Source organism: Muricoccus nepalensis (assembly GCF_006438825.1).
GTDB lineage: Bacteria > Pseudomonadota > Alphaproteobacteria > Acetobacterales > Acetobacteraceae > Roseomonas > Roseomonas nepalensis.
Window position 1 is genome coordinate 451641 of record NZ_RCZP01000002.1, and the last position, 26890, is coordinate 478530.

21 protein-coding genes and 1 pseudogene are annotated in these 26890 nt (G+C 74.8%); 8 read left to right on the forward strand and 14 right to left on the reverse strand.

Annotated features, from left to right (window positions below; genetic code table 11):
- The first annotated feature begins 118 nt into the window (after nt 1-118).
- The 4 genes from aepX to EAH89_RS04395 are packed head-to-tail and all read left to right on the forward strand — an operon-like array spanning nt 119 to nt 5002.
- Nucleotides 119-1768, forward strand: coding sequence for a phosphoenolpyruvate mutase (gene aepX, locus EAH89_RS04380; protein ID WP_241666854.1), 1650 nt, complete (start codon nt 119-121; stop codon nt 1766-1768).
- Nucleotides 1768-2910 (forward strand): phosphonopyruvate decarboxylase, encoded by a 1143-nt coding sequence (gene aepY, locus EAH89_RS04385; RefSeq protein WP_140881529.1) that lies wholly within the window; start codon nt 1768-1770, stop codon nt 2908-2910. The genes aepX and aepY overlap by 1 nt, the downstream gene beginning before the upstream one ends.
- Nucleotides 2907-3905, forward strand: a complete 999-nt coding sequence (locus EAH89_RS04390; protein WP_140881530.1) for a lysylphosphatidylglycerol synthase domain-containing protein — start codon at nt 2907-2909, stop codon at nt 3903-3905. The genes aepY and EAH89_RS04390 overlap by 4 nt, the downstream gene beginning before the upstream one ends.
- Nucleotides 3902-5002, forward strand: coding sequence for a 2-aminoethylphosphonate--pyruvate transaminase (locus tag EAH89_RS04395; protein WP_140881531.1), 1101 nt, complete (start codon nt 3902-3904; stop codon nt 5000-5002). Before EAH89_RS04390 ends, EAH89_RS04395 begins: the two co-directional genes overlap by 4 nt.
- On the opposite strand, the gene EAH89_RS04400 is transcribed toward EAH89_RS04395, so the two are convergent.
- Together EAH89_RS04400 and EAH89_RS04405 are read right to left on the reverse strand one after the other, a co-directional pair.
- Entirely contained in the window at nt 5003-5602 is a 600-nt protein-coding gene (locus tag EAH89_RS04400) for a CDP-alcohol phosphatidyltransferase family protein (RefSeq protein WP_140881532.1), read from the reverse strand.
- A gap of 1 nt (nt 5603) precedes the next feature.
- Nucleotides 5604-6578, reverse strand: a complete 975-nt coding sequence (locus EAH89_RS04405) for a ferritin-like domain-containing protein (RefSeq protein ID WP_206667446.1) — start codon at nt 6576-6578, stop codon at nt 5604-5606.
- A 223-nt stretch (nt 6579-6801) separates the two neighbouring features.
- Between EAH89_RS04405 and ispH the strand changes: the two genes are divergently transcribed.
- Complete coding sequence (gene ispH, locus EAH89_RS04410) at nt 6802-7758, forward strand: 4-hydroxy-3-methylbut-2-enyl diphosphate reductase (RefSeq protein WP_140881533.1); 957 nt, start codon at nt 6802-6804, stop codon at nt 7756-7758.
- A gap of 48 nt (nt 7759-7806) precedes the next feature.
- The gene (gene hpnH, locus EAH89_RS04415) at nt 7807-8967 is read left to right on the forward strand and encodes an adenosyl-hopene transferase HpnH (protein ID WP_140881534.1); all 1161 of its coding nucleotides are present in this window, start codon (nt 7807-7809) and stop codon (nt 8965-8967) included.
- Here the strand turns inward: hpnH and EAH89_RS04420 are convergent.
- From EAH89_RS04420 to hpnA, 5 genes are read right to left on the reverse strand one after another with little or no spacing between them, the layout of a single operon-like run.
- Nucleotides 8878-9576, reverse strand: a complete 699-nt coding sequence (locus tag EAH89_RS04420) for a phosphorylase family protein (protein WP_140881535.1) — start codon at nt 9574-9576, stop codon at nt 8878-8880. The genes hpnH and EAH89_RS04420 overlap by 90 nt on opposite strands.
- A 36-nt stretch (nt 9577-9612) precedes the next feature.
- Nucleotides 9613-11580 (reverse strand): squalene--hopene cyclase, encoded by a 1968-nt coding sequence (gene shc, locus EAH89_RS04425; RefSeq protein ID WP_140881536.1) that lies wholly within the window; start codon nt 11578-11580, stop codon nt 9613-9615.
- On the reverse strand, nt 11577-12860 hold the full coding sequence (gene hpnE / locus EAH89_RS04430; RefSeq protein WP_140881537.1) for a hydroxysqualene dehydroxylase HpnE: 1284 nt from the start codon (nt 12858-12860) through the stop codon (nt 11577-11579). Before hpnE ends, shc begins: the two co-directional genes overlap by 4 nt.
- Complete coding sequence (locus tag EAH89_RS04435; protein WP_140881538.1) at nt 12857-14002, reverse strand: glycosyltransferase; 1146 nt, start codon at nt 14000-14002, stop codon at nt 12857-12859. The genes hpnE and EAH89_RS04435 overlap by 4 nt, the downstream gene beginning before the upstream one ends.
- A complete protein-coding gene (gene hpnA, locus EAH89_RS04440; RefSeq protein ID WP_140881539.1) occupies nt 14002-15012 on the reverse strand; it encodes a hopanoid-associated sugar epimerase in 1011 nt (336 codons plus the stop codon). Before hpnA ends, EAH89_RS04435 begins: the two co-directional genes overlap by 1 nt.
- A gap of 387 nt (nt 15013-15399) precedes the next feature.
- Here hpnA and EAH89_RS04445 point away from each other — a divergent pair, with 387 nt between their 5' ends.
- Entirely contained in the window at nt 15400-15963 is a 564-nt protein-coding gene (locus tag EAH89_RS04445) for a D-sedoheptulose-7-phosphate isomerase (protein WP_140881540.1), read from the forward strand.
- A gap of 18 nt (nt 15964-15981) precedes the next feature.
- Here EAH89_RS04445 and EAH89_RS04450 read toward each other — a convergent pair whose 3' ends face one another.
- From EAH89_RS04450 to EAH89_RS04470, 5 genes are all read right to left on the reverse strand, one after another.
- A complete protein-coding gene (locus EAH89_RS04450; protein ID WP_140881541.1) occupies nt 15982-18804 on the reverse strand; it encodes a glycosyltransferase in 2823 nt (940 codons plus the stop codon).
- A complete protein-coding gene (locus EAH89_RS31110; protein WP_161993474.1) occupies nt 18801-20573 on the reverse strand; it encodes a hypothetical protein in 1773 nt (590 codons plus the stop codon). The genes EAH89_RS04450 and EAH89_RS31110 overlap by 4 nt, the downstream gene beginning before the upstream one ends.
- A gap of 93 nt (nt 20574-20666) precedes the next feature.
- Nucleotides 20667-21428, reverse strand: coding sequence for a hypothetical protein (locus EAH89_RS04460; RefSeq protein WP_140881542.1), 762 nt, complete (start codon nt 21426-21428; stop codon nt 20667-20669).
- A gap of 162 nt (nt 21429-21590) precedes the next feature.
- Complete coding sequence (locus EAH89_RS04465; protein WP_140881543.1) at nt 21591-22355, reverse strand: hypothetical protein; 765 nt, start codon at nt 22353-22355, stop codon at nt 21591-21593.
- Entirely contained in the window at nt 22352-23605 is a 1254-nt protein-coding gene (locus tag EAH89_RS04470) for a sulfotransferase (protein WP_140881544.1), read from the reverse strand. The genes EAH89_RS04465 and EAH89_RS04470 overlap by 4 nt, the downstream gene beginning before the upstream one ends.
- Nucleotides 23606-23958: 353 nt before the next feature.
- Here EAH89_RS04470 and EAH89_RS04475 point away from each other — a divergent pair, with 353 nt between their 5' ends.
- Nucleotides 23959-24414 (forward strand): hypothetical protein, encoded by a 456-nt coding sequence (locus EAH89_RS04475; protein WP_140881545.1) that lies wholly within the window; start codon nt 23959-23961, stop codon nt 24412-24414.
- A 16-nt stretch (nt 24415-24430) separates the two neighbouring features.
- On the opposite strand, the gene EAH89_RS04480 is transcribed toward EAH89_RS04475, so the two are convergent.
- Both EAH89_RS04480 and EAH89_RS04485 read right to left on the reverse strand, forming a co-directional pair.
- Nucleotides 24431-26173, reverse strand: coding sequence for a hypothetical protein (locus EAH89_RS04480; RefSeq protein ID WP_140881546.1), 1743 nt, complete (start codon nt 26171-26173; stop codon nt 24431-24433).
- Nucleotides 26109-26809 (reverse strand): annotated as a pseudogene (locus EAH89_RS04485) (IS5 family transposase). Before EAH89_RS04485 ends, EAH89_RS04480 begins: the two are co-directional and overlap by 65 nt.
- Nucleotides 26810-26890: the final 81 nt, after the last annotated feature.

Consider the following 26890-nt stretch of genomic DNA (forward strand, 5'->3'; position numbering starts at 1 on the left):
CCAATATTGGCCGATAGGTGTTGTGAAGGTAGGATGACAGCCATGGACCTGGCAAGTTCGGCCGCGGCGCGCCCGGGGATGAACGGCCTGCAACGGTCCGCCCGAGCGGAGAAGCGCCTTGAGCGAAGCCACGCCGACCACCACGCCCACCGCCCGCGCGGCCACCCCCGCCACGCGCTTCGCGGCGCTGCGCCAGGAGATCTTCTCGCCCTCGCTCTCCTTCCTGATGGAGGCGCATGACGGCATCTCCGCCAAGCTCGTGCAGGAGGCGGGCTTCCGCGGCGTCTGGGCCTCGGGGCTGACGACCTCCGCCGCCCTCGGCCTGCGCGACAGCAACGAGGCGTCCTGGACGCAGGTGCTCGACGTGCTCGAGTACATGGCGGACGCGACCACCCTGCCGATCCTCGTCGACGGCGACACCGGCCACGGCAACTTCAACAACGTCCGCCGCTTCGTGCGCAAGCTCTGCGAGCGCGGCATCGCCGGCGTCTGCATCGAGGACAAGCTCTTCCCGAAGACGAACTCCTTCATCGGCGAGGCGCAGCCGCTGGCCGATGTCGACGAGTTCTGCGGCCGCATCAAGGCCGGCAAGGACAGCCAGACCGATGACGACTTCGTCCTCGTCGCGCGCGTCGAGGCGCTGATCTCGGGCCAGGGCATGGAGGAGGCGCTGCGCCGCGCCGAGGCCTATCACCGCGCCGGCGCCGACGCGATCCTCATTCATTCCAAGAAGTCCGACGCCGCCGAGATCTTCGAGTTCACCGAGCGCTGGGCCAACCGCGCGCCCGTCGTCATCGTGCCGACGATGTACTACGCGACGCCGACGGACCTGTTCCGCCAGGCCGGCATCTCCACCATCATCTGGGCCAACCACCTGATGCGCTCCTCCATCGCCGCCATGCGGGAGACGGCGGCGCGCATCCACGAGGACCAGTCGCTGGTGCGCGTCGAGGGCAGCGTCGCGACGGTGAAGGACATCTTCCGCATCGTCGGCAATGCGGAGCTCGAAGAGGCCGAGCGCCGCTACCTGCCCGCCCGCCCCGCGGTGTCGGCCGTCGTGCTCGCGGCCTCGGGCGGGGAGCTGGCGGGCCTGGCCGCCGGGCAGCCGAAATGCATGGCGGATATCCGCGGCCAGTCGCTGCTCGCGCGCCTCGTCGGCACCCTGCGCGAGAGCGGCGTGCGCAACGTGTCGGTGGTGCGCGGCGCGCACAAGGAGGCCGTCGCGCTCCAGGGCGTGCGGATGGTCGATAACGACCGCCACGCCTCCACCGGCGAGGCCTGGTCGCTGGCCAGCGCGCGCGACGCGATCCGCGGCGAGACGGTGGTGGCCTACGGCGACGTGCTCTTCCGCCGCTACATCCTCGACAGCCTGCTGACCAGCCGCGCGGACGTGGTCGTGGCCGTGGACACGCTCGGCGCCACCCAGTCCCGCCCCGGCCAGCGCGACCTCGTCGTCGCCGACCGCCGCTTCTCCGGCGACTACCTCGACGACAGCCCGGCCACCCTGCGGCGCATCGCGCAGGACATCGCGCCGGATGAGATCTGCGGCGAGTGGATGGGTCTCGCCCGCTTCAGCGCGCGCGGCGCCGAGTGGCTGCGGGAGGAGATCGCGGCGCTGGAGGCCGAGGGCCTGCTGGAGGGCGCCGACCTGCCGGCGCTGCTCACGCGCCTCGCGGCCAAGCACCCCGTGCGCGTGAAGTACTTCACCGGCCACTGGCTGGACGTGGACACCCTGACCGACCTCGCCGAGGCGCGAAACTTCACCTGATGATCACCGCGGACGACTTCATCGCCGAGGCCGGGCGCGCCGGCTTCGACTTCTACACGGGCGTGCCCTGCAGCTTCCTCACGCCGCTGATCAACGGCGTCCTCTCCACGCCGTCGCTCGACTATGTCGGTGCGGCGAGCGAGGGGGAAGCGGTGGCCATCGCGTCGGGCGCCTGGCTCGCCGGGCGGCGCACGGTGGTGATGTGCCAGAACTCCGGCCTCGGCAACGCGGTGAACCCGCTCACCTCGCTCAACGCGCCGTTCCGCATCCCCACCCTGTTCCTGACGACCTGGCGCGGCGAGCCCGGCATCCCCGACGAGCCGCAGCACGAGGTCATGGGCCGCATCACCCAGGACCTGATCGCGCTGATGGGGCTGGAGCAGGCGCCCTTTCCGGCGGGCACGCAGGCGCTGGCCCCGGCGCTGGCGCATGCCGCCGGGCGCATGAAGGCGACCGGCCTTCCCTACGCCTTCGTGGTCCGCAAGGACGACGTGGCCGACACCCCGCTCGACCAGCCACCGCGCGCGCTGCCGCCGCCCGGCCGGCGCGAGAGCTTCCCGGGAGAGGGGCCGCGCCCCGTGCGCGCCGCCGTGCTGGAACGCTTCCTCTCGCTCGCGCCGGAGGCCGCGGCGGTCATCGCGACGACGGGCAAGTGCGGGCGCGAGCTCTTCACCCTCGCGGACCGCCCGCAGCACCTCTACCAGGTCGGCTCCATGGGGGCGGCCAGCGGCATGGCGCTCGGCGTCGCGCTGAACAACCCGCGGCCGGTCGTGGTGCTCGACGGGGACGGCGCGGCGCTGATGAAGCTCGGCACCTTCGCCACCATCGGCGCCCACGCCCCGGCCAACCTCGTCCACGTCCTCCTCGACAACGGCGTGCACGATTCCACGGGCGGCCAGGCCACCGTCTCGGCGTCCGTCGACTTCGCCGCCATCGCGCTCGCCTGCGGCTACCGGCAGGCCTTCTCCTGCGAGAGCCTGGACGGCTTCGAGGCCGCCTTCCGCGCGGCCCTCGCGGAGCAAGGCCCCTCGATGATCCACCTCCGGATCGCGCCCGGCTCCATGGCGAAGCTCGGCCGTCCCACGGTCGGCCCGGCCGAGGTCGCGCGACGGTTCCAGGCCTTCCTGGCCTCCCCCGTGTGATCCTCTCGGGCGCCCTCGGGCTGCTGGTGGGCCTCGCGCTCGCCGGCGTGCTGATCGCGATGAACGATCCCGCGCAGATCCTCCGCCTCCTGCTGGAGACGGGGTGGTGGATGGCGCTCGTCGTGGCGCTGAACGTCGCGCAGATCTTCGCCTCCGCCGCCGGCTGGGCGCCCCTGATCGACGACCCGCGCCGGCCCGGGCTGCTCGGCCTTGCGCGGCTCCGCTGGATCCGGGTCGCGGCCAACGCCATCCTGCCCGTGGTGCAGGCGGTGGGCGAGCTCGTGCGGGCGCAGCTGCTGTTCCGCGCCGGCGTCGCGAAGGTGCGGGTGATCGCGAGCGTCGCGACCGATCTCGGCACCGAGATGGCGTCGCAGATCCTCTTCTCGCTGCTCGGCCTCGCGGTGCTGATGACGATCCCCCACGCGGGCGGCGGCTCGACGGCCCTCTGGGCCGTGGTCGGCACCGCCCTCGGCGCGGGCATCACGGGCGCCTTCATGGCAGCCCACCGCTGGGGCCTCTTCCGCGTGATCGAGCGCCTGCTGCCGGGCCTTGCCGCCCGCGTGGGCTGGACCTCGCTCGGGGAGCTCTCCGGGTTGAACGACGCCGTCGTGGCGCTCTACCGCCAGCCGGGCCGCCTATGGCGCAGCGGCGGCTGGCACCTCGCCTCCTGGCTCATCGGCGTGCTGGAGACCTGGGCCGCGCTGCACGCGGTCGGCGCGGAGGCCGGCCTCGCGGAGGCGCTGGTGATCGAGAGCCTGGGCCAGGCCGTGCGCAGCGCCGGCTTCTTTATCCCGGGCGCGCTCGGCCTGCAGGAGGGCGGCTACGTGCTCATCGGCGCGATGTTCGGCATCCCGGCGGAGCAGGCCATCGCGCTCGTCCTTGTGCGGCGGCTGCGCGACGTCATCCTCGGCGTGCCCGGCGTGATCGCCTGGCGCTGGGGCGTCGCCGCCGACCGTGCCACCATGGCCGCGAGCGAGGCGAGAGGACACCCATGACCGACGGCCCCATCCTTCTGACGCCCGGCCCGCTGACGACGGCGATCGAGACCCGCCGCGCCATGCTGCGCGACTGGGGCTCCCGCGACCCGGCCTTCATCGCCCTCACCGCGGAGTTGCGCGACCGGCTGCTGCGCGTCGCGAAGGGGGAGGGGACGCACGCGGCGGTCCCGCTCCAGGGCTCCGGCACCTTCATCGTCGAGGCCGCCATCGCGACCCTCGTGGCGCCCGGCGACAAGCTGCTGGTGCTCGTCAACGGCGCCTATGGCGAGAGGATGGTCACGATCGCCCGCCGCCTGGGCCGCGCCGTCGAGGCGCTGCGCTGGGCGGAGGACCGGTCGGTGGAGCCCGCGCGCGTCGCGGCGGCGCTGCGGGCGGATCCCGCCATCACCCATGTCGCCCTCGTCCACTGCGAGACCACGACCGGCATCCTGAACCCGCTCGAGGCCGTCGCCGCGGCCGTGGCGGAGGCCGGCCGCGCCCTGCTGCTCGATGCCATGAGCAGCTTCGGCGCCCTGCCGCTCGACCTCTCCGCAACGCCTGTCACGGCGGTGCTCGCCTCCTCCAACAAGTGCCTGGAGGGCGTGCCCGGCCTCGGCTTCGCGCTGGTGGAGCCCGCGGCGCTGGAGCGCGCGAGAGGGGCCAGCCCCTCGCTCAGCCTCGACCTCCATGCGCAGTGGCGCGGCTTCGAGGCGGACGGGCAGTGGCGCTTCACGCCCCCGGTGCAGGTCGTCGCCGCGCTGGTGGAGGCGCTGCGCCTGCTGGAGGCCGAGGGCGGCCCCGAGGCGCGCCACGCCCGCTACCGCGACAACTTCGACACGCTGCTGGCGGGCATGCAGCGGCTCGGCTTCGCGCTCTTCCTCGACGAGCGGGTGCAGGCGCCGATCATCGCGACCTTCCACCTTCCCCCGGCGCGTGGCCTCGCCTTCCGCGCCCTCTACGACGCGCTGGCCGCGCGGGGCTTCCTCATCTACCCCGGCAAGCTGACCCAGGCGGAGACCTTCCGCATCGGCTGCATCGGCGCGCTCGACCGCCGCGACTTCGCGCGCCTGCTGGAGGCGGTGGAGGGCTCGCTCAGGGTGCTCGAGGCCGCCTGATCAGGGCCGCTGCCCCGCCCGCGCGTGCCGCGTACCGGTGAGGCCGAGCCAGATCGCCGCGATCGGCGTGATGACGGCAGCCGCCACCAGCATCGGCGCCGTCGCCCCGATCCAGACGAGCACCGGCACGAGCGCGAGGAGGTCGTCGGGGTCGATGATGATCCCCGGCGCCGGCTCGTAGCCGCGAAGCGTCCCGATGCGGAGGACGTGGAGCTGCCAGAAGAGCGCCCCGATCCCCGCCCCCGCGACGAGGCCGAGCAGCGGCCCGAGCATCCCGGGCTGCGCGCCGGCGCCGAGCCCGAGGCCGATGAAGGCGATGATGTTCGAGAAGCAGTCGCTGAACAGGTCGTAGCGGTGCCCCGCCGCGCTCGACTGGCCCGTCTGGCGCGCCAGCTCCCCGTCCGCGCGGTCAAGCAGCATCGAGAGAAGGAAAATCCCTCCCCCGATCGCGGGCCAGGGCCCGTTCCCCGCGAAGGCGACAGCCGCGGCGATGCCCGTGAGGACGCGGAGCGTGGTGATCTGGTTCGGCGTCACGCCGCTCGGCGCCACCACCCGCACGGCGGGGCGGACGATCCGATGGATGACGGTGTTGGCGCTCACCTCAGGCCGCCGCGGGCTTCGGCTTGCCCATGAAGCGGCGGGCGAGGCGGATGAAGAAGGGAACCGTCGTCGGCCGCAGCAGGCGCGGGTCGTAGCCGGCCATGCGCCGCTTGTCCTCGGCGAGGCAGATGTCGATCATCTCCGCCGCGCTCAGCGTCACGCCGATGGAGCCGGAGGTCGCCGTGAAGTTCGTGTCCTTCGACGCGCTGCCCATGTCGCGCGCCAGCACCAGCCGGTCCCAGATCAGCACGGCCCAGACGGCGGCGGTCTTGGCCAGGAAGTAGGGCTTGCGCCACCAGGGCTGCTGCGCCCGCGCCCAGGCCGCCCAGTTCGCGAAGAAGAGGATGTGGCGCGCCTCCTCCTGGATCACCGGCTCGAAGGTGTCCACGAGGTCGGGCGGGAAGTAGCCGGAGCGGCGCGCGGCCTCGAAGAGGCCGAAGGCGAAGAAGCTGTCGATGCACTCGCTGTAGCCGGTGCGCATCCAGCCCCACTCGACGTCGCGGAAGCCCGTGTATTCCGGCTCCGGCTCCAGCACCACGCCATAGGCCTCGACGAGGTTGGAGAGCACCTTCTTGTGCCGGGCCTCCTCGTTGCCGTCCATCACCATCGCCTCGTTCAGCAGCGGGTCGGTGATGGTGGCGGCGTAGTCGAGCACGCGGAGCGAGGCGCGGCCCTCGGTCTGCACGGCGATGTCCCAGATCGGCAGCCCCGTCAGCCGGGCATGCGCCTCGGCGTCCAGCTTCGGCCAGTCCAGCACGCGCGGCTTGTAGGGGTTGTGCGTCTCGATCAGCATCCGCGCGAACATGACCATGTGGTCGCGGCTGCCGACCCGAATGGGGCCGGGCTTCTCGAAGGTCCAGTGCCGTGCCTCGTGGTCCGCCGTCGCCACGCTCTCGTTGTCCAGCGGGATGCGGTCGAAGGGGAGGGGCTCGGCGCGGCCCGGCGATGCGCTGCCGGTCGACAGGATGGAGGACATGCGGCAATCCCGATCTGGTGGGCGGCGGGCCCGGCGCGGCCCGGGGGTCGGCCCGGGTCGATGTCCCGGGATTAATGGCACTGTGCCCGGAAAGCGCAACCCGACGGTAATGAAGCCGCTCCCCATTTCGTGGGTCGCAAACCCGGTAGGAAAGTTCCCGCGCCCCGGTCTAGCCTTTGCGCCGCCCTGATTCCCGGGGCGCATCGACGGAGGGTGGCCCTGCATGCGGGTTCTTCTGGCCCAGCCTCGCGGCTTCTGCGCGGGCGTCATCCGGGCGATCGAGATCGTCGAGCGCTCGATCCGGAAGTTCGGCGCCCCCGTCTACGTCCGCCACGAGATCGTCCACAACCGCCACGTGGTCGAGAGCCTGAAGGCCCAGGGCGCCGTCTTCGTCGAGGAGCTGTCCGAGATCCCCGACGGCGCGGTCACCATCTTCAGCGCCCACGGCGTCTCCCGCGCGGTGGAGGCCGAGGCCGCCGCGCGCGGCCTGCCGGTGCTGGACGCCACCTGCCCCCTGGTCGCCAAGGTGCATCAGCACGGCCGGCGCTACGCGGCGCGTGGCCGGACGCTCATCCTCATCGGCCATGCCGGCCACGCGGAGGTGGAGGGCACGGTCGGCCAGGTGGGCGCGCCCGTCCACCTCGTCGCGAGCGCCGAGGACGTCGCGCGGCTGGACCTGCCCGCCGACGCGCCGCTCGCCTACCTCACGCAGACGACGCTCTCGGTGGACGACACGCGCGGGATCATCGCGGCGCTCCGGTCCCGCTTCCCCGACATCGAGGGGCCGGACGTCTCCGACATCTGCTACGCCACCCAGCACCGCCAGGCCGCCGTGCGGGAGCTCTGCGCCGAGGTGGACCTGCTGCTGGTGGTCGGTAGCCGGAACAGCTCCAACTCCACGCGGCTCCGCGAGATCGGCGAGGAGATGGGCCGGCCGAGCCACCTGATCGGCAACGGGGGGGAGCTAGACCCCGCCTGGCTCGCGGGCGTGCGGACGGTCGGCCTCACCGCCGGGGCCTCCGCGCCGGAGGAGCTGGTCCTTGACGTCATCGCTGCCCTGCGCCGGCACGGGGCCGCGGAGATTGCCCAAATGGCGGGAATCACGGAGGATGTGGAGTTCAGGTTGCCCGTCGAGCTGAGGGAACCGTCCCTCGCTCCGGCCGTTCAGGCCGCGCAGTAGCCGTCATCTAACCGGCGACCCCATTCTTCCAGCAAGAGGAGCGCAGTCTTGGGAATTCCCCTCGCCCAGGCCGCCCGGATCGGCACCTACCTCGTCAAGCAGCACCTCAGCGGCCGCAAGCGCTACCCGCTGGTACTGATGCTGGAGCCGCTGTTCCGCTGCAACCTCGCCTGCGCCGGCTGCGGCAAGATCGACTACCCCAACGAGATCCTCAACCAGCGCCTCTCGGTCGAGCAGTGCATGGAGGCGATCGACGAGTGCGGCGCCCCCGTGGTCTCCATCGCGGGCGGCGAGCCGCTGCTACACCGGGAGATGCCGGAGATCGTCCGCGGCTTCCTGGCCCGCAAGAAGTACGTCATCCTCTGCACCAACGCGCTGCTGCTGACGAAGAAGATCGACGACTACAAGCCGCACCCGGGCTTCACCTGGTCCATCCACCTCGACGGCAACCAGGCGATGCACGACAAGTCCGTCTGCCAGGGCGGCGTCTACGACAAGGCGGTGGAGGCCATCAAGCTCGCGAAGTCCCGCGGCTTCCACGTCAGCATCAACTGCACCCTGTTCAACGACGCCGACCCTGCCCAGGTCGCCCTCTTCCTCGACGACATGAAGGCGCTCGGCCTCGACGGCATGACCATCTCGCCGGGCTACGCCTACGAGCGCGCGCCCGACCAGCAGCACTTCCTCAACCGCACGAAGACGAAGGAGCTGTTCCGCGGCATCCTCTCGCGCGGCAACGGCGGCAAGAAGTGGGCCTTCAGCCAGTCCGTCCTTTTCCTCAACTTCCTCGCGGGCAACGAGGCCTATAGCTGCACGCCTTGGGGCAACCCGACGCGCACGGTCTTCGGCTGGCAGAAGCCCTGCTACCTCCTCGGCGAGGGCTACGCGAAGACCTTCAAGGAGCTGATGGACGACACCGAGTGGGACAAGTACGGCGTCGGCAACTACGAGAAGTGCGCCGACTGCATGGTCCACTCGGGCTTCGAGGCCTCGGCCGTGAAGGACATGGTCCGCAACCCGCTGAAGGCGCTCGCCGTCTCCATGCGCGGCGTCCGCACGGATGGGCCCATGGCCGAGGACATCTCGCTCGCCAACCAGCGCCCCGCCGAGTACGTCTTCTCAGGCCATGTCGAGCGGAAGCTGGCCGAGATCCGCTCCCGTCCCCGGCCCGGCAAGTCCCGGCCCGAGCCGTCGGTGGCCGCGGAGTAGCGCGCGGAAGGCCCGCTCCGCCTCCAGCCCCGTCCTGACCAGGGCGGGAAGCTGGCGCGGGTCGGCCAGCAGCGCCCGCAGCACGGCGGGCAGGTCCATGCCCCCGTCCGGCCGCATGCCCAGCCGGGCGGCCGGCGGAAGGTCACGGTGCGCGGCGTCGGACACCACGCGGGCGACTGCCAGGGGAATGCCGTGGCGCCGGGCGACGCGCGCGGCGACGTGGGATTCCATGTCGACGGCCAGCGCCCCGCTCTCCCGGTGCCGCGCCGCCTTCTCCCGGGCCTCGGCGACCATCGCGTCCACGCCCAGCACCGCGCCGGAGACGGCGCCCGGCAGGCCCGCCAGCAGCCGCGCCGCCCAGGCTGGATCGGCCTCGCTCCTCAACGTTCCCTCCAGCACCGCGGTCGCGACCACCCAGTCGCCCGGCCGCAGCCCCGGCGCCAGGGCGCCCGCGATGCCCAGGCTGATGAGGCCGCGCGCACCCGCCGCCCGCCGGTCCAGCTCGGCCTCGAGCCGCGCGCCGTCACCCCCGCCCGCGACCACCTCGAGCCCTGGCGCCGCGAGGATGCGGCGCTCGCGCTGCAGCCCGGTCACGACGAGAAGGGTCAAGGGACCGGGGGAAAGGGGGCGTTCCCGTCGCGCCGCTCACATCCCATGGAACACCCGCCGCGCGTTGCCGCGCCGCAGGTTGCGGTAGCGCGCCATGGCCCAGAGCGGGAAGAACTTCGGGTAGCCGTGGTAGCGAAGGTAGAAGACGCGCGGGAAGCCGCCGCCCGTGTAGGCCTCCTGCTGCCACAGCCCCGTCTCGTCCTGCGCGTCGCGCAGCCAGGCGATGCCCCGCGCGACGGCCGGGTGGTCCACCTCGCCCGCGGCCATCAGGGCCAGCAGCGCCCAGGCCGTCTGGGACGCCGTGGAGGGGAAGGGCTCGTAGCCGCGGTAGTCGAGGTTGTAGCTCTCGCAGTCCTCGCCCCAGCCGCCGTCGGGGTTCTGGATGCCGATCAGCCAGTCCGCGCCCCGCCGCATGCTCGGCCGCGTCGCGTCGAAGCCGGCGGCGTTGAGCGCGATCATCGCGGACCAAGTGCCGTAGATGTAGTTCACGCCCCAGCGGCCGAACCAGCTCCCGTCCTCCTCCTGCTCGCGCTCGAGGTAGTCGATGGCCGCGCGCATCCGCGGGTTGTCCGGCGTCTCGCCGAGCTGCGCCATCATGCCGATGCAGCGCGCGCTCACGTCGGCGGTCGGCGGGTCCAGCAGCGCGCCGTGGTCGGCGAAGGGGATGTTGTTGAGGTAGCCGTGGACGTTGTCGGCGTCGAAGGCGCCCCAGCCGCCGTTGCTGCTCTGCAGGCCCTCGGTCCACTCGGCGCCGCGCGCGATCGCCTCGTCATGCGCCTCGCCGAGCGCGAGCTGCGTCCGCGCGCGGTCCATCGCCATGACGACCACCGCGGTGTCGTCGAGGTCGGGGTAGTGCGCATTGCGGTACTGGAAGGCCCAGCCGCCCGGGCGGACATGCGGGCGCTGCTCCGCCCAGTCGCCGCGCACTTCCAATTCCTGTAGCGGACGCAACCAGTCGAGCGCGCGCGGCACCGCCTCCGCGGCCTCGCCGCCCACCTCCAGCAGCGTGTGCGCCACCAGCGCCGTGTCCCAGACCGGGGAGACGCAGGGCTGGCAATAGGCCTCGTCCTCCCGGATCACGAGAAGCTTCTCGATGGACCGGCGGGCGATGGCGCGGTCCGGATGGTCCGGCGGGTAGCCGAGCGCGTCGTACATCATCACGGCGTTCGCCATGGCCGGGTAGATCGCGCCCAGCCCGTCCTCGCCGTTCAGGCGCTCCGTCACGAACTGCACGCAGCGCGCGATCGCCTTCTGGCGGAGCGGCCGCGGCCAGACCGGGTTGGTCTCCGTCAGCACGCGGTCGACGGCCTGGAACAGCATCGCCCAGCCGCGCTGCTGGTGCGTGCGCCCCCTTCGCCGTCGCAGACGCGCCCGCACGAACAGCTCCTGGATCCGCACGCCCCGCGGGTTGCGCGCCCGCACCCGCATCGCCTGCAGCACGAGCAGCGGCACGAGCACGGTCCGCGCCCAGTAAGACATGCGGGAGATGTGCACGGGGAACCAGCGCGGCAGGAGGATCATCTCCACCGGAATGGTCGGCACCCGCTTCCAGGAGAGCTCCCCGTAGAGACAGAGAAGGATGCGCGTGAAGACGTTCGCGCGCCCGGCCCCGCCATGGGCCAGGATGGCGGCGCGGGCGCGGGCCATGTGCGGCGCGTCCGGGTCGTCGCCGATCATCTTGAGGCAGAAATAGGCCTTCACCGACGCGCTGAGGTCGAAGGCGCCGCCGTGGAACAGCGGCCAGCCGCCGTGCTCGCCCTGGATGCGGCGGAGATAGGCGCCGATCTTGCGCTCGAGCTCCGGGTCCTCCGGCTCGCCCAGGTGCTGGCGGAGGAGGATGTACTCCGCGGGGATGGTGGCGTCGGCCTCCAGCTCGAAGACCCAGTGGCCGTCCTCGCGCTGCACGGCGCGCAGCGCGTCGGCCGCACGGGCGATCCCGGCCTCGATCCCCTCGAGCCACACTTCGTCGTTCCTGGCGAGCAGCTCGCCCGGGGCATCATTCATGCCGCGACAATCTCAGGATTCACGCCCCTTGGGGAGAGGGCGACCGCCGCCGCGACCTCCCCGGAACGCAGGGCACCCTCGATTGTGGCGGGAAGGCCAGTGTTCGTCCAATCCCCGGCCAGGGTGAGGTTCGCCCAGCCGGTCCAGGCCTGGGGGCGGCGGGCGTCCTGAGCGGGCGTGGCCGCGAAGGTCGCCCGGCGCTCCTTGACGACGCGGTGGGGCGGGACGGCGGCGCCGAGGCCGTGCACCGCCGCCACGTCCGCCCAGAGCCGCGCGGGCAGGTCCTCCGCCTCCATCAGGTGGTCGGCCGCGGAGACCGTGACGGAGAGTCGGTCGGGGAAGGCGAAGACCCATTCGGCCGTCCCGCCGATCAGGCCCACCATCGGCGAGGCGCCCGGCGGCGGCACGGCCGCGAAATGCGCGTTCACGATGGGCCGGAAGTCGTCGGGCACGACCAGGCCGGGCAGCAGCTCCCCGGCGGCCCAGGGCGGAACGGCGAGGACCACGGCGTCCTCCGGGCCGAGCGGCACCGGCCCGTCCGCGAAGGCGAGCATCGTGACCCGCTCCTCCCCGAGCGCGAGGGAGCGCAGCCGGCGCCCGAGGCGGATCTCGGCGCCCGCCGCGCGCAGCCGGGCCAGCGCCGGCTCCACGAAGGCGGCGTCCAGCGTCGGCGAGGCGATCCGCGGCCGGCTGGCGAGCCCCCCCTTGGCCAGGCTCTCCCGCAGCACCGCCCCCGCGAGGTCGGCCGAGCCCTCCTCCGGCGCGGTGTTGAGGATCGAGACGAGAAGGGGCCGCAGCAGCCGGTCCCAGAGCGGGCCGCGGCAGCTCATCACCTCGTCGATCCGCCGCCCCGGGTTCCGGCGCAGCAGCGCGGCGAGCGCGAGGTAGTCGCCGGCGCCGGTGCCGGGCACCCGCCGGCCGGGCACCAGGACCCACCAGGGCAGCGCGCCGTCGTTCGGCCGCAGCGTCCAGCGCGCGCCGCTCGGCACGTCCATGAAGTCGAAGCTCGCGCGGTCGGGCCCCGCCAGCCGGTCCGTCGCCCCGATGGCCTCGAGGTAGCGCGCGACCGCCGGGTTGCCCGAGAGGACGAGGTGGTTCCCGTTGTCGATGACCATGCCGAGCTGGGGGTCGTGGTAGGACCGGCACCGCCCGCCCGCGTGCTTCGCCGCGTCGGTCAGCACGACGTGCACCCCCTCCGCCGCGAGGGAGACGGCGGCCGAGAGCCCCGCCAGCCCCGCGCCGACGACGTGCACGCGCTTCGGCCGCCCGAACCCCGTCACGGGCGCGACCCCGGCGCCATGGCCTGCGCGCGCCCCTTCCACATGCCGCCCCGCCCGCGCCAGACCTGCAGCGCGGATTGAACGGTGAACACCGTGTAGGTCGCCCCGATCGCCGGCAGCGCCAGGCCCCAGAGCGGCGAGACCCGGTAGAAGCGCAGCATGGGCTGGAAGGCGAGGGCCATGAGCAGCCAGGCCAGCAGCCCCGCCAGTTGCGCCCCGCCGCCGCCGAACAGCGCGAGGCCGGGCGGCACGAGGTAGGTGAGCGCCATCCCCGCGACCGTGCCGGCCAGCAGCAGCGGTGAGTAGCCGAGCTGGGCGTAGGCGGAGCGCGACACCATCCGTCCGATCTCGCCGACCCCGCCATAGGGCCGCAGGCTCCGCGCGCGCTCGGTCAGCAGCAGCCGGATCGGCCCCTCGGCCTTCAGGCGCCGGGCGAGCGCGCAGTCGTCGATGATCTCGTGCCGGATGGAGGCGATGCCGCCCGCCCGCTCGAGCGCCTCGCGCCGCACGAGCATGCAGCCGCCCGCCCCCGCGGCCAGCGCGCGGTCCCGCCGCGCCACCCAGGCGAAGGGGTAGAGCATGGCGAAGAAGAAGACGAAGGCGGGGATAAGGAAGCGCTCCGCCGCGTTCCCGCAGGAGAGCCGCGCCATCAGCGAGACGAGTGCGCAGCGCCCCGCCTCCGCCCGCGCGACGAGGGCGCGGAGGTTGCCGGGCGCGTGGCCGATGTCGGCGTCGGTCAGCAGCACGTAATCGGGCGTCCCGGCCCGGCGCAGGCCCTGCTCCAGCGCCCAGAGCTTGCCCGTCCACCCCGCCGGCAGCGCCGCGCCGGGGAGCACCTCCAGCCGCTCCGCCCTCGGCAGCGCGCGCGCGGCCTCCGCCGTGCCGTCGGTGCTGCCGTCGTCCACCAGCACGACGCGGAAGGGCCCGGGATAGTCCTGCGCGAGAAGGCTTCCGACCGAGCGCGCGATCACGTCCGCCTCGTCCCGCGCCGGCACCACCGCGACGACCGAGGGCCATCGCGCGGGCTCGGGCGGCTCGTCGCGGTCGTCGCGCTCCCGGCAGAGCCAGAAGCCACCGCGGCCGAGGACGAGGACGAGCCAGACGAGAAGGGCGACGAGCCCCGCGGGAAGCGCCGCGCCCATCAGAGGCGCCCCGCCTGCCGGAACCAGGCGAGCGCGTCGGCCACCGCCTCGGCCGGCGGCCGCGAGCGGTATCCGAGATCGCGCTCCGCCTTCGCGGAGGTGAAGAACATCCGGTAGCGCGACATGCGCAGCGCATCGACCGTCAGCAGCGGCTCCTTCCCCGTCAGGCGCGCCACCGCCTCGGCGCCGAGCGCGAGCGGATAGAGGGGGCCGCGCGGCAGGCCAATGCGCGGCGCCGGCCGCCCGGTCTGGCGCGCAATCTCCGCCAGCAGGTCGCGCAGCGCGAGGTTCTCGCCGCCGAGGATGTAGCGATCCCCGACCCGGCCGTGCTCGAAGGCAAGCAGGTGCCCCGCGGCGATGTCGTCGACATGGGCGATGTTGAGCCCCGTGTCGACGAAGGCCGGGATCTTCCCGCGCGCGGCGTCGAGGATCATGCGCCCTGTGGGCGTCGGCCGGATGTCGCGCGGGCCGACGGGGGTGGAGGGGTTCACGATGACCGCCGGCAGCCCTTCCTGGCGCACCATCTCCTCCACCACGCGCTCGGCGAGGGTCTTGCTGCGCTTGTAGGCGCCGATGGCCTCGCCGGGGTCGAGCGGCGCGCTCTCGTCCACCGGCGCCGTGGCGCCCGCGACCTTCAGGGCCGCCACGCTGCTCGTGTAGACGACGCGCTCCACGCCCGCCGCCAGCGCCTCGCCCATGAGCGCGCGCGTGCCGTCCACGTTCACCCGCAGGATCGCGCCCGGGTCCGGCGCCCAGAGGCGGTAGTCCGCCGCGACATGGAACAGGTGGCGGACGCCGCGCAGCGCCGCGCCGAGGGAGGCGCGGTCCAGCAGGTCGCCCTCCACGATCTCGCAGTCCAGCCCGGCGAGGTTGCCGCGCGGGCTGGCCGGGCGGACGAGGGCGCGCGCCCGCACCCCGCGCTCGATCAGGGCGCGGAGCACCGAGGAGCCGAGGAACCCCGACCCCCCGGTCACCAGGACCGGGTCGCCGGCGCGGAGCGGAAAGGCCATCAAGGAAGCGGTCCCCGGGGAGGGGGCGCGCGGGTCCCGCGAGGCCGGTCGGTGGTCAGGACGTCGCACTCCATCGGTCGGCGGCGGGCGGGAAGGGCGTGCCGGCCGGTCACGCGGGGCACCACCGGGGTGATCGCCCGCCGGCACGGCCTCGCCGCGGCGATGTGCGACGGCCGGGCACGGTATGGCAACCGCCGGGGCACCGCAATTTGCCGTGCCCCGGCCGTCTGGCCCGTTCCAGGCGGCCAGCGGGGCGGCCGGCGATGCGTTCCTGCAACAGTCCGAGCGTCGCGCGACGTCACGCTTAACGAGGCCTCGATAACCCTGGTCATCGCACGAATGTTATCGCGCTATACGGTTTATTGATTTGACGCTGGAGAGGCCGTGATGACGTGGCACGCGTGGCTCGATGACTACTACGACCTCTACCAGAAGGGGCTGGTCTCCCCGGGCATCAAGGAAAGCCTCGTCGCCTTCCACGAGCTCTGCCTCGAGGTGCGCGCCAGCGGGAACAAGCTGATGCTGGCCGGGAACGGCGCCAGCGCCTCCATCGCCTCGCACGGCGCGGTGGACTTCACCAAGCAGGGCCGGACCCGCGCGGTGGACTTCAACGAGCCGAACCTCATCACCTGCCTCTCGAACGACTACGGCTACGAGAACTTCATGGCCAAGGCGGTGGAGTTCTACGGCGAGGAAGGCGACGTCCTCGTGCTCATTTCCGTCTCCGGCAACTCGAAGAACGCCGTCAACGCCGCGAAATACGCCAAGACGCGCGGCATCAAGGTCGTCACCTTCACCGGCAGCGCGCCCGACAACGCGCTCCGCGCCCTCGCGGACATCGACTTCTGGATCGGCTCGCGCGCCTACAACGTGGTCGAGGGCCTGCACATGATCTGGCTCACCACCGTCGTCGACATGCTCGTCGGCAAGCACGAGTACAGCGTGACCTGACCGCGCCGCGGGAGGGGCCTAGCCGTCCGGCAAGGTCCCTCCCGCGGCCAGCAGAGCGTCCAACTCGCCGTAGGGGTCGCCCAGAGGCAGGGCGGCGAGCACGCGCCGCCCGCCGAAGCCCCAGCCCTCCGCCGCTGCGCCGGACCACAAGACCACCGGGATCCCTTGCGCCAGCGCCGCGGCGGTGACGGCGCCCTCGGGCCCGTCGCCCCGCGGCTGGACGAGCATCCGCACCCCCGGCGCACTGGCCGCCAGGCCCACCGGCCAGACCAGCGCCACCTCGTCGCCAAGCCCCAGCCCCGTCCGCAGCGGCGCCTCCGCGGCCAGCGGCGGCAGGCCGACGACGAGCGCGAGCCCCCACCCCCGCCGCCGCGCCTCATCCCCGGCGGCCGACAGCACCTCCCGCAGCACCGCCGCCTCCGGAGCCCGGGTGGCGTCGATCGCCAGCCAAGGTCCCTCCGGCAGCGCGGGGGCGCCCTGCGCTTCCACCTGCGCGGCCAGGCCCGAGCCGTCGAAGCCGATCCGGCACCCGGCTGGGCCTGCCGGAACCTCGGCGCCGGAGTCCAGACGCAGCGCCACCGGCGGATCGGCCATGGCCGGCAGGGGCGCCGCGCCCGCGACCACGAGGCGCCGCACCGGCAGCGCAGCCAGCGGCGCGAGGGCGGGCGCCAGCCCCGGCCGGTCGGCGATCACCGCCGCCAGCCTCGGCGCGGCGGCGGCGAGGGACGCCAGCACGCCCGGCAGCGCCGACGTTGGGCCGGGGGTCACCGGGTTCACCAGCAGCACGCCCTCCGCCAGCGCCCGCCAGCGCGGCAGGTCGTCCGCGAAACGGTGGGGATTGCCGTGCAGCAGCAGCAGGATCTCGAAGCCCCGGCGGCGGAGATGGGCGAGAAGCGCGCGCAGCCCCGCGCCCTCCAGGGGCTCGAGCATCCGCCCGTCCTCCACCACCAGCGCCACGAGCGGCCCCCGCCCGGCCTCCTCCAGGAAGCCCGGGGGCAGCAGGGCCGCGTCGCTGCCCAGCGCCGCGCCGGCCCGGCGAAGCGGCCGGGCATGGCCGCCCAGGGCGAGCACCACCCGCTCCTGCACGAGGAACTCCACCCGGTAGCGGGGGCTCGCCAGCGCCTGGCCGGGCAGCCGCCCCGCGAGGTGGAAGCCGCCAAAGGCGTCGCCGTACTCGCGGTGCCGCTCGTGCGCGCCGAGGCTCGCGCGGTCGGGCACCGTCTCGCCGATCAGCCGCTCCTCTGCCCAGACGCGGATCGCCTCGACGCGGGGCTGGGCGAGCACCCAGCCCTCCACCTCGATGACGCCGTACTCGTCGCAGGTCGCGCGCTGGATCTCGGCCCGCGGCGGCGCGCCCGGCGCCTCGGGGGGCGGGAACTCGGCGCGGCCGGGCCGAACCGCCGCCCAGGCGGGGCGCAGCGGCAGGAGCGCGGTCCCCGCCTCCGTCTCAACGGACAGGGTGAGCCGCCCCTCTGCCGCGTCGAGCGCCGCGAGGTCCTCCGCGCCGAGATGAATCGCGAAGCCCTGGGCCGACGCGCGCCCCGCCCCCGGGCCGGCGAGCCCGCCCTGCACCCAGAGCGACCGCCCGCCGACCGCCGCGTAAAGGCGCGCGATGGGTGAGGCGGCCGTGACCCAGCCCGTGACGAAGCCGCTCGCCTCCTCCCGCCCGCCGGCCACCCAGCCCGCCTCGCACTCCACCGGGGCGGTGGCGGCCGCCGGCGGGGGAAGGGGCGGCGACGTCCCGCTCGCGCGATACGCGCGGAGGAGGTCCAGCGCCTTTTCCCCGGCTCTCAGAAGGGAGGTGGCGTGTTGGACGTGGTGGGGGAGGTGCTGCCAGTCGCTGGGGTGGGAGCGGGTGACGCGACGGATGTTGGCTTGCAGGGCGGGGATGTCGCCCGGGGGCGAGGTGAGGAGGGCGTCGCCGCAGACCTCGCGGAGGACGGGCAGGTCGTAGCAGACGCAGGGGGTGGCGCAGGCGAGGGCCTCGATGGGGGGGATGCCGTAGCCCTCGAAGCGGGAGGGGTAGAGGAGGAGGCGGGCGCGCCGGAGCTCGACGAACTTCTCGGTGTCCGACAGCAGGGTTCGTGTCTCGGTGGCGATGCCGTGCCGGCGGGCCTTGCCCTCGAGGGCGCGGGCGTAGCCCTCGTCGAGGCGCTCGGCGCCGACGAGAAGGACGAGGGTCCAGCCGCGGAGGTCGTCCGAGAGGGCGTCGAGGAGGTCCTGCCCGCCCTTGTGGGGGTCGCGGGGGCGGAGGAAGGCGACGAGGCGCCGCTCGCGGAACTGCGGTCGGGCGCGGGCGAGGGCGGCGGTGTTGATGGGCTGGTGCCAGTGGGCGAAGGCGGTGGTCGTGGGGTGGTCGAGGTAGTAGCGCCGGGCGAAGCGCTCGGACTGGGCGGAGTTGGCCAGCACCAGGCAGCCGTCCTCGAGGCAGGCGCGCCACTCGCGCCAGAGGCTCTCGTCGCGGGGCTGGGGGGCGAGCTGGTTGAACCAGTTGGGCGTCTCGAAGCTGAAAAGGACGAGGCGGGCGCCGCGGCGCCGGGCGAAGCCGCGGGCGCCGGCGTAGAAGGCGCGGTCCTGGGACTGGCCGGGCACGAGGAGGACAGCGTCGAAGGCGCCCTCGGGCAGGTCGTGCAGGAAGTCGCGGGTGAGGTGGAAGGCGACCTGGGCGGGGTGGGCGAGGTGGCGGAGCTCCTCGTGGAAGACCGGCCAGGCGTTGGTGACGAAGGCCACCGCCGCGCCCGCCCGCGCGAGGCACTGCGCCAGCACGTAGGCCGCCAGCCGCCCGCCCCCGTACACCCCCGCCGCGTTCGTCACAAACACCGCCACACGAAGCGGGGTCATGGCGCGGGCCCGACCGCGATACCGGCCGCCGCCAGCGCCCGCAGCGCCGGCACGAGCGCCGGCTCCGGCAGCAGGTCCACGGGCAGCAGCACCCGCGCGCAGCCGAGCAGCCGGGCGAGCGCCAGCATGGGCACGGCCGGGTGCGCGACGGCGAGGCCCGCCTCGATGTCGAGCCCGACCGCCGCGTCGTCGCGATCGTAGCCGAGCGCCGGCGCCGGCGGGCGGCGCCAGAAAGAGTCGCTGCCCGCGTCGAAGACCGTGAGCAGCGCGCCGCGGCGGGGATCGTCCGGCCCTCTCAGCTCCACCGCGTCCGCGCGCCCCGCCTCGGCCGCTCCCGGGAGGAGGACGAGGTCCGCCTCCGCCGGCGCCGGGCCGGGCCCCACATAGGCCGTGGCGCCCGGCCGCGCGCCGCGCCAGCGGGCCAGCCCCGCCCGATCCGTCCAGCCCGCCCGCGGCGCCAGCGGCAGGGGCGCGAGGCCGCTCTCCACCACGCGCTCCATCGCCGCCAGGGCCGAGGCGCGCTCCTCGGGCAGCTCCAGCAGCACGGCGCGCACGCCCAGGCCCGGCGCCTCGGCCAGCGGCCGCAGCCCGGGCAGGCCTGGCCAGGGATTCCGGGCGAAGACGAGGCCGGGGCCGCGGAGCGCCGTGAAGGCGGCGGCGAGCAGGGGCGCCTGCGCCTGCCCCGGCTGCACGAGAAGGCCGACGCCCTCCCGCTCGTCCGGCCCGCCCAGGCGAAGGGCCAGCAGACGGCGCAGGAAGCCCGGCGCCGCCCCGGCGCTTGGCCGCGGCGACAGGCCCAGCTCGGACGCGAAGCCCTCCGCGTCCCAGGGCGGCGCCGCGTCCGCCCCCGCGAGGGCCGCCTCGGGCGGCAGCACGGCCGCGCGCGCGCCCGGTCGCCAGCGCGAGAGCTCGAGCGCGAGCCCCTCGTCCTCCACGATCGCCGTGCTGCCGGCGAGGAGCCCGCCCAGCGCGGCCACCGCCTTCTCGCGCGGGACCGGCGCGAAGATCCGCCGCGGCGCGAGGGCGAGCCGCCGCGGCAGCAGCGCCGCGCTGGGCAGGCCGGCGGGCAGCCGGCGGAGAAGGCCGAGCGCCGTGGTCGAGGCCGCGACCACCAGCTCGGCCCCGCTCGCCGCCGCGACCCCGGCCACGACCGGCACCAGCGTCTGGTCCACCGCCGGCATCGCGCCCGGCGCCTCCGGGTCCCAGGCCCGCGCCGGCGCGGCGATGCTGTGGTGGTGCAGCAGGTCGACGTGGCGCAGGACCTCGCCCAAGTCATCCTCAAGATCGGCCGCGCGCCCGTAATGGAGAAGGACAGTCCGCCGCCCCGCCCGCCGCAGCGCGGCGGCGAGGTTGGCGAGGGAGACCCAATCCGCCGCGCCCTGCTGCGGCAGCGCATCGGCCAGGAGAAGCGCGGCCGGGCGCGGGTCGACCAGCGCGGCCAGCACGTCGGGCGAAGCCGTCCAGGTCGCGTCGGCGAACCAGCCGGGCGCGGCGGGACCCAGCCGCCCGGTGAGCGGCGCGGGCGCGGGCGCGAGCGCCCATCCGTCGGGCGTCACGGTCACGCGACCGCCGGGGGCGGGCGGGTGCTCCCCGAGATCCTTCACCAGGAGATAGGCAAAGCGGCCCGGGCCCACGGCTTGGCGGAGGGCGCGGCCGAGCGGCACGCCGTCGAGCGCGACCTCGGCGCCTTCCGGCAGGTCCCCGGCGTCGCCGAGGACGAGCGCCCGCACGCGCAGCACCCCCCGGTCGCTGACCGAGGCCTCGGCCACGCGCAGGGCGTCCCCTGCCTCGCCCGCGGCTCCCCCTATTCCGGCCGCGCCTTGCATCGTGCTCCCCATCCCCGGTGCCGTCCGAACCCGCGCTCAGGCCAGGAGGACGGAGAGGCCGTGGCGGTCGGCCACGTCGTCGACCAGGCCGTGCAGCGTGCCCCGGGCGATCGGGTCCTCGCGCGGCAGGCCGAGCAGCCAGCCGGTCGCCGCGTCCGCCTCCCCGGCCGCGAGAGGGAAGCCGAGGAGGTCGTGCGCCTCGTAGCCGGCTTCCTCCAGGACGGCGCCGACCCCGTGCCCCGTTCCCAGGAGAAGGAGCGGCCGCCCCTCCGCGAGCGCGCGCCGGGCGCCGCGGAGGGCGGCCGCCTCCCGGCCTTGGAGGGCGAGCGCCAGCGCGCGGAGCCGCGTGCCAGGGGCGAGCGCATCGTCCAGCCGCGCGGCGCGCAACAGGCCATTGGCGGGGAGGGCGCCGGCGCGTTCCCGGATCGCGGCCGACCAGGCTCCTTCCGCCCCCGGCGCGACCCCGAGCCCGGCCTTGCCATTGAAGTCGGCGAGGGTGGCGGGGCGAAGGTCGAGGATCTCGTCGAGGCCCGCCTGCTCGGCCCCCGCGCGGAGCGCCGCGGCGGCCGCCGCCACGGGCTCGAAGACGAGGAGCCTGCCGCCGGGGGCGACGCGCCGCGCCACGCCCAGCGGGCTCGCGCCGTCGACGGGGCCGGCCAGCGCGACGACGTCCCCCGGCGCGAGATGGGAGGAGAAGAACCGCGCCAGGATGTCGGCGCGCAGCGCCGTCGCCCTCCCCCCTGCGGCATCCAGGGCGTCGTGAGCCCCCTGCCTCCTCTGCGTGCCGCCGTCGCGCACCGCTGCCTGCTCCCCGGTCGGCCGGGGCCCGGTCGTCGGGGCGCCGGTCAGGACGTGATCCCCGACACTATATCGCAAAAAATGATATTGTCGTGAGGGAGAGTGCGCCGGCGCGGGCATGTGGCGAGGGAGCCCGTTTGCCCCCTCGCCGGTAAGGGCGGCTCAGCCGCCGGCGGGACCGATCGTCGACAGGTCGATCCGCTCGAGCGCGATGGCGAGCTGGCGGGTGTCCGCCTCGCCCTTGCTCGCCGGCGACTCGGTGCGGACCGCGTCGATCCCGAGCCGCATGCTGGCCGGGCGCGCCGCCTCGCCGGGCGGCGGCGCGGCGACGAGCGTGACGCGGCCCGCCTCCTCCTCGACGCGCACGGGCGTCCAGGCGCCGCCGTCGAGCGAGAGGCGGATCTCGGGCAGGACCTCCGGCACGAAGGCGGCGTGGAGCCGCAGCCGCACCTCCACCGGCGTGGCGAGCTTCGGCAGGAGGACGGTGGCGCGGGGCGCCGGGCCAAGCCAGTAGAAGGGCGTGCCCTCGCCGCTGCGCTCGAGGGGGTAGAAACCCTCGCCCGTCAGGCTCTCGTCGCAGGTCATGAGGATCCGCCGCGGCAGCACCACCTCGTCCGCGACGACCGGCGCGACGGGAGGGGGCGCCGGCGGCGCGGGGGCGGCCGGCCTCGCGGGCGCCTCGCCGTGCCATTGCGCGGACTGCACCGCGATTAGCCGGCTCTCGAGGGTGGCCAGACGCTCGAGCAGCCAGCGGCCCGAGGCCTCCGGCGCCAGCCCCGAGAGTTCCTGCGCGTAGGAGGAGAGCACGCGGGCGCGCAGCGCCTGGTCCACCGCGGTGCCGCTGGGGTCGGTGTCGCGCAGGTCGAGCCGCCCGGCCAGCGCCGCCGCCAGCGCCTTCGCCGCGTCCTGGAGAGAGTGTCCGCTCACCGCCCGTTCCTTGCCTCTCGTTCCTGGGCCTCTCGTTCCTGGGCCTCTCGTTCCCGGCCCGGCCCCCGCACGAGCACCGGGTCGTGCAGGTCAAGCCCGCCGCCCGCCTCGTGCCCCTCGATCATGCTGATCACGAGATCCATCATGGTGGGAGGGTTGTACAGGGCCCGGTCGAGCTCGGCCACGCCGCCCGCGGGCAGGGCGACGTCCTCGGCGAGGAGCAGGCCGCGGGAGAGGGTGCCCACGGCCTCCACCCGCGCCCGGGCGCCCGCCCCGTTGGCCGCGAGCCCCGAGAGCCGCAGCCGCAGCCGGTTCCGGCCGGCCGGCGCGATGGCCGGGAAGACGGCGATGGCCGGGCCCGCCCCCGCCGCCCGCAGGCGCAGCGTCCCCGGCGGCGCCTCCGGCGGGTGCTGGAGCCGGAGACCGGAGAGCCGCAGCGCCCCGTCGCGGGCGAGCTCCGCCAGGTGCAGAGGCGCCCGGCGGACCGCCTCGGCGAGGGACCCGACGCTCTGCCCGGCCTCGGCCATGGCGGGGCCGCAGAGATCGAGGAAGAGGGCCTTCTCGGGCGTGCTCCAGCCGAGCCTCTCGAGGCCGGGCGGGCCGTCGCCCTCGTCGAGGCCGCTCCCCGCCGGGCGATGGGCGCGAAGATGCGCGAGCACGCGCACCGAGGCCGCGGCGTCGAGGCCGAGGAAGGCGCCGAGCCGGTCGGAGAGCGGGCCGGGGCGCGTCAGCATCTCCTCCTGTCCCACCGCCAGGACCTGCCCGGGGGCCTCCTCCGCCAGCGCGCGCCCCGCCGCCATCGCGGCGCTCCAGGCGAGGCAATGGGCGGCGAAGGGCATGCGTGGCAGCGACCGCAGGCGGCTGCACACCGTCTCCAGCGCGTGGCGCTGCAGGAGGAGCACCCGGGCGTCGGGCAGGAGCGGCAGGAGGTGGCGCAGGCCCGGCAGCACCGCCGCGCGGGGCAGCGTCTCCGCCGCGCGAAGAACGAGCGTGTCGCCCGCGCCGGCGAAGAGGTCGGCCAGCAGCGCCTCGGCCATGCCGGGAGTGACGAGCGGCCCGGGCGGCGCCAGGCCGAGATCGGCGAAGCGGGCCGCCCCTTGCCGGGCGGCCTCCGCGACAAGGTGGAGGCGGGCGAGCGCGGCCGAGCCGTCCCGCTCCGGCCGCTCCAGCGCCGCCGCGACGGCGCCCGCGAGGGCGGCGATGCCGGACCGCGCGGGCCCGGCCACGACGACGAGACGGGCCTCTCCCATGACGCGGGGACTAGGCCGGAACGGGGCGCAGCGGCGCGCGGCCTGGGGATTGGCGGCCGGGCCGGCGTCCGGCGGCCGCGTCCCGGGACGATGCCCCTCCCGGGCCTGTCGCCCCGCGCGCCCGCTGCCTTGCCATCGCCGATCCCCCGAACGCCCCCGCGCATCACGGGCCGGGACGACGGGTCCAGGTTACACCGGGCCTCTCCCGCGGAGAACCTGCCGGGCCAGGCGGCACGTGGGGCACCGTTCCGGTTGCTTTTTCCCAGCGCTTCCACGACAAGCGGCGCCTCACGAACACGCGATCCAGCGCCATGACCGTTCAGGAAATCCCGCGCCCCGGAGAAGCCGCCCCGGTGCCGCTGCCCCCGCTCCGCCGGACGCTCGACCTCTCCTCCGCCGGCGAAGGGGGCGCGTTCGACCTCTACGGCTGGTACGGGGCGGAGCCGGACGGGCGCTGGTCGCGGGCCGCTTGCGCGGAGGTCATCGTCGCGGCCCCGGCTGGCACCAGCGAGGTGCGCGTCGACGTCCTCGGCCGGGTGTTCGGGACCGCGGTTGGGGGCACGGCGCGGGTCCGGCTCTCGCTCGACGACGGGCTGGCGGAAGAGCTGACCTTCGAGAACGACGACTTCGCGACCGGGAGCGCCGTCCTCCGCTACGAGCCCTCGCCCGACCAGCCTCGCAACATTCGCCTCACCCTCGTGCGGCTCGACCCCGTCTCGCCCGCCGATGCCGGGCTGGGCGAGGACGAGCGCAAGATCGGCGTGCTCGTCCGGCGCATCGACCTCGCCTGGAACGCCGCCGCGGGCTGAACTCGCGGCGGCTCAGTCACCCAAGCCAACCCGCCAGCGCGCGATCCCCGCCGCGCGCGAGGGCTTCGGCGAGGGCGGGCTCCCGCAGCAGGGCCTCCAGCCCGCCCGCGCCCGCCCGGCGCAGCAGCAGCCCGTCGGCCGGGGGTCGCAGCGCCGCCCGCGCGAAGGGGTTCGACGCGGCCGCGGCCACCGGCACCCCGGCCAGCCAGCCAAGGGCGATCAGCGCGCGCTCGTCCGCCTCCTCCTCCGGCAGCCAGAGGGCCCGGCAGCCCGCCTCCCCCGCGCGGACGAGGCCGCTCAGCGCCACCGCGCCGTCTCGCGCCTCGCCGTCCGGCGAGAGGCGTCGCGCCCGGCCGCCGCCGGCCAGCACGAGGTCGAGGCCTAGCCCGGCCGCCAGCGAGGGCAGGTCGCCGGCCGGCGGCAGGCCGCCTCCAAGGCGCGCGGCCAGGAGGTAGGGCCGGTCCAGCCCGAGGGCGCGGCGCCCCAAGGCCAGCCGGTGCAGCGGCGCCGCCTCCAGCAAGGCCCGCGTCCGGAGCAGCACGGCGTCCACGGCCGGGGAGGGGGTGTCGACGGAGGCGGCGCATCCCTCGGCCTGGGGGTCCTCCTTCGGGAGGGTGCCAAAGAGGCCAAGGCCGGAGGGGAGCGGCGCCCCGGCCGGCCGGAGGAGGGCGTCATGCGGCTCCGCCCTCGCGCCGTGCGCCCCCTCCGCGCCGCGGCCGCTCCGGGAGAGGGGGCGGTGCGCGGCCGCCTGCCGCGCGGCGCGCCACCAGGAATCGGGAAGCTCGGCGCGGAACCGGTCCATCGCATCCCGCGACAGGTCGGCGAGGAGGGGGAACGGTCCCGCCCTCGTGCCGCAAGCGAATTGCAGCACCCGCGGCCCGCCGGACGCTGGGTCGCCGCCGGAAGCCTCGACCACCAGCCGCGCGGGACGGCCCCCGGACCCCTCGGGCCGGTCCAGTTCGAGGAGGCTCTGGCCGGGGTGGAGCCGGTGGGGGCGCAGCCCGCCGAGCGCGCCGCCTTCCAGGTCGAGGAGCGAGAGGCGGAGGTCCAGCGGGAGGGCCGTGGCCAGGCGGAGCTGGACCCAGGCCGCGCCGGCCGGGACCAGCAGGGTGAAGCGGGAGGCCGTGTCGCGGCCGGCCAGGCCCGGCTCGTCCGGGAGGAAGCCCGTCCAGGGCATGGGCGGGGCGTCGAGGGGCAGCCGCGGCGCGTAGGCGGCCAGGATGGCCTCCGCCTCGCGCAACAGGGTCTCCCGGTCCTCGGCCGGGAGCGCAGGCGGGCTCGCCGCGGGCCAGGACGGCCAGCGCGCGGCGGCACGCGGCAGGGGGCCGCCCGGCCCGGCAGGGTCGATGGCGGCGAAGGCGGCGCGCAGCCCCTCAAGCGCGGCGTCCAGCGGGTCCGCGCCGCCAGGGGAGGGGGCGCCTTCCGCCACGAACTGGTGGCGGGGCGGACAGGGGGCGGCGTGCGGCGCCGCCAGGGCGGCCACGGCCTCCCGCGCCCGGTCCAGGGGGTGCCGGCGTTCCGGGCGCGCGCGGTGCCGGCGGGCGGCCGCGGCGAGGGCGGCGCGGCGTTCCGGCTCGGCGAGCAGCGACCCGAGCGCGGCGGCGAAGCCCTCCCGCGGCACGACGAGGCCGGCGCCCTCCGCCTCGGCCGGGAAGCCGCGGGCGGCGTGGGGCGTGCTGAGAGTCCGTCCGAGATCATGTGGTTTTCTGACATAGCTTTCGAAGCATGCGGCGGACGGATGCCCAACGTAGGAAGGCAAGTGCACGTCGGTTCAGGCACTCCCAGTCCTTGGCCAATCGGCGGCAGCGGTTCAGCCAGGCAATGGTGCGCTCGACAATCCAGCGCTTCGGCAGCACGACAAACTTGCGCAACTCGGATCGCTTGACGATCTCGAGGTTGATCTGGCGGCAGGTCGTGCGCAGCCCGGCCTGGAAGTTGGCGCCCTGGTACCCGCCGTCGGCGTAGAGCTTCAGCAAGTTGCCCGCGTCGTAGCCCGAGGGGTCGATGTAGGCCCCCCTTTTTCCGCGCTCTTGACGCTCTGGCTATCGATGATCCCCGCCGTCGGGCTGGCCTCGCGTCCAGCCTGCTCGCGGCACAAGGCGTAGAGCGCGTGGTGGACACGGTCGAGCGTGCGGTCCTCGTCCCAGCGCCGCAGGTAATCGTTCACCGTGCTGCGTGGCGGCAGATCCTTCGGCAGCGCCGCCCACTGACAGCCAGTGCTCAGGATGTACATCACCCCATTCAGCACCGCGCGCACGTCGACCGACCGCCTGTTGCCGCCGCGCTTCGCGCGCGGGATCAGCGGGCCGACGATCGACCATTCCTCATCGGTCAGATCGCTCGGGTAGCGCAGCTGGCTGCGGTCGTATCTGGGCCGGTTCTCGGGCGTCCACATGGACGCTCTTCTTCCTCAACCCGCTGCGGCGAGCCAATCACAACCGATTCAAATGCCTTCATCTGTTCCCGGATGGACACT